Raw genomic sequence first — 2,396 nt, forward strand, 5'->3', positions numbered from 1 at the left:
CGACCGATTTCCGACCGGTCTGAGCGCACCTTCGTACTCCTCCGTTACTCTTTAGGAGGAGACCGCCCCAGTCAAACTACCCACCATACACTGTCCTCGATCCGGATAACGGACCAGAGTTAGAACCTCAAGATTGCCAGGGTGGTATTTCAAGGATGGCTCCACGCGAACTGGCGTCCACGCTTCAAAGCCTCCCACCTATCCTACACAAGCAAGCTCAAAGTCCAGTGCAAAGCTATAGTAAAGGTTCACGGGGTCTTTCCGTCTAGCCGCGGATACACTGCATCTTCACAGCGATTTCAATTTCACTGAGTCTCGGGTGGAGACAGCGCCGCCATCGTTACGCCATTCGTGCAGGTCGGAACTTACCCGACAAGGAATTTCGCTACCTTAGGACCGTTATAGTTACGGCCGCCGTTTACCGGGGCTTCGATCAAGAGCTTCGCTTGCGCTAACCCCATCAATTAACCTTCCGGCACCGGGCAGGCGTCACACCCTATACGTCCACTTTCGTGTTTGCAGAGTGCTGTGTTTTTAATAAACAGTCGCAGCGGCCTGGTATCTTCGACCGGCATGGGCTTACGTAGTAAATACTTCACCCTCACCGGCGCACCTTCTCCCGAAGTTACGGTGCCATTTTGCCTAGTTCCTTCACCCGAGTTCTCTCAAGCGCCTTGGTATTCTCTACCCAACCACCTGTGTCGGTTTGGGGTACGGTTCCTAGTTACCTGAAGCTTAGAGGCTTTTCCTGGAAGCATGGCATCAACCACTTCGCTTTCTAAAAGAAAGCTCGTCATCAGCTCTCGGCATTAAGACCCCGGATTTACCTAAGATCTCTGCCTACCACCTTAAACAAGGACAACCAACGCCTTGCTGGCCTAGCCTTCTCCGTCCCCCCATCGCAGTAACTAGAAGTACGGGAATATTAACCCGTTTCCCATCGACTACGCTCTTCAGCCTCGCCTTAGGGACCGACTCACCCTGCGTCGATTAACGTTGCGCAGGAACCCTTGGTCTTTCGGCGTGCGAGTTTTTCACTCGCATTGTCGTTACTCATGTCAGCATTCGCACTTCTGATACCTCCAGCGAGCTTCTCAACTCACCTTCACAGGCTTACAGAACGCTCCTCTACCGCTCAACTTACGTTGAACCCGTAGCTTCGGTGCATGGTTTGAGCCCCGTTACATCTTCCGCGCAGGCCGACTCGACTAGTGAGCTATTACGCTTTCTTTAAAGGATGGCTGCTTCTAAGCCAACCTCCTAGCTGTCTAAGCCTTCCCACATCGTTTCCCACTTAACCATGACTTTGGGACCTTAGCTGACGGTCTGGGTTGTTTCCCTTTTCACGACGGACGTTAGCACCCGCCGTGTGTCTCCCGTGCTGACACTTGCTGGTATTCGGAGTTTGCATCGGTTTGGTAAGTCGGGATGACCCCCTAGCCGAAACAGTGCTCTACCCCCAGCAGTGATACACGAGGCGCTACCTAAATAGCTTTCGAGGAGAACCAGCTATCTCCGAGCTTGATTAGCCTTTCACTCCGATCCACAGGTCATCCGCTAACTTTTCAACGGTAGTCGGTTCGGTCCTCCAGTCAGTGTTACCTAACCTTCAACCTGCCCATGGATAGATCGCCCGGTTTCGGGTCTATTCCCAGCGACTAGACGCCCTATTAAGACTCGCTTTCGCTACGCCTCCCCTATTCGGTTAAGCTCGCCACTGAAAATAAGTCGCTGACCCATTATACAAAAGGTACGCAGTCACCTAACAAAGTAGGCTCCCACTGCTTGTACGCATACGGTTTCAGGTTCTATTTCACTCCCCTCTCCGGGGTTCTTTTCGCCTTTCCCTCACGGTACTGGTTCACTATCGGTCAGTCAGTAGTATTTAGCCTTGGAGGATGGTCCCCCCATGTTCAGACAAAGTTTCTCGTGCTCCGTCCTACTCGATTTCACTTCTAAGATCCTTTCGCGTACAGGGCTATCACCCACTATGGCCGCACTTTCCAGAGCGTTCCGCTAAAATCAAAGAAGCTTAAGGGCTAGTCCCCGTTCGCTCGCCACTACTAAGGGAATCTCGGTTGATTTCTTTTCCTCAGGGTACTTAGATGTTTCAGTTCCCCTGGTTCGCCTCACACACCTATGTATTCAGTGTGTGATAACCATCTTATGATGGCTGGGTTCCCCCATTCAGACATCTCCGGATCAAAGTCTGTTTGCCGACTCCCCGAAGCTTTTCGCAGGCTACCACGTCTTTCATCGCCTCTGACTGCCAAGGCATCCACCGTATGCGCTTCTTCACTTGACCATATAACCCCAAGCAATCTGGTTACTGTCTATAACGTGAAGACGACATTCGCCGAAAATTTGCATAGAGAACACGCAAATTTTACCTTGAC

Annotated in this window: 1 rRNA gene; it reads right to left on the bottom strand. The window is 51.7% G+C overall.

The window, feature by feature from the left end:
- A 23S ribosomal RNA gene (locus tag VF716_RS20270) occupies positions 1-2,305 on the bottom strand; the annotation flags it as partial.
- Between the last annotated feature and the right edge of the window lie 91 nt (positions 2,306-2,396).

It is taken from the genome of Stutzerimonas sp. Brlt_14 (assembly GCF_051948915.1).
GTDB lineage: Bacteria > Pseudomonadota > Gammaproteobacteria > Pseudomonadales > Pseudomonadaceae > Stutzerimonas > Stutzerimonas stutzeri.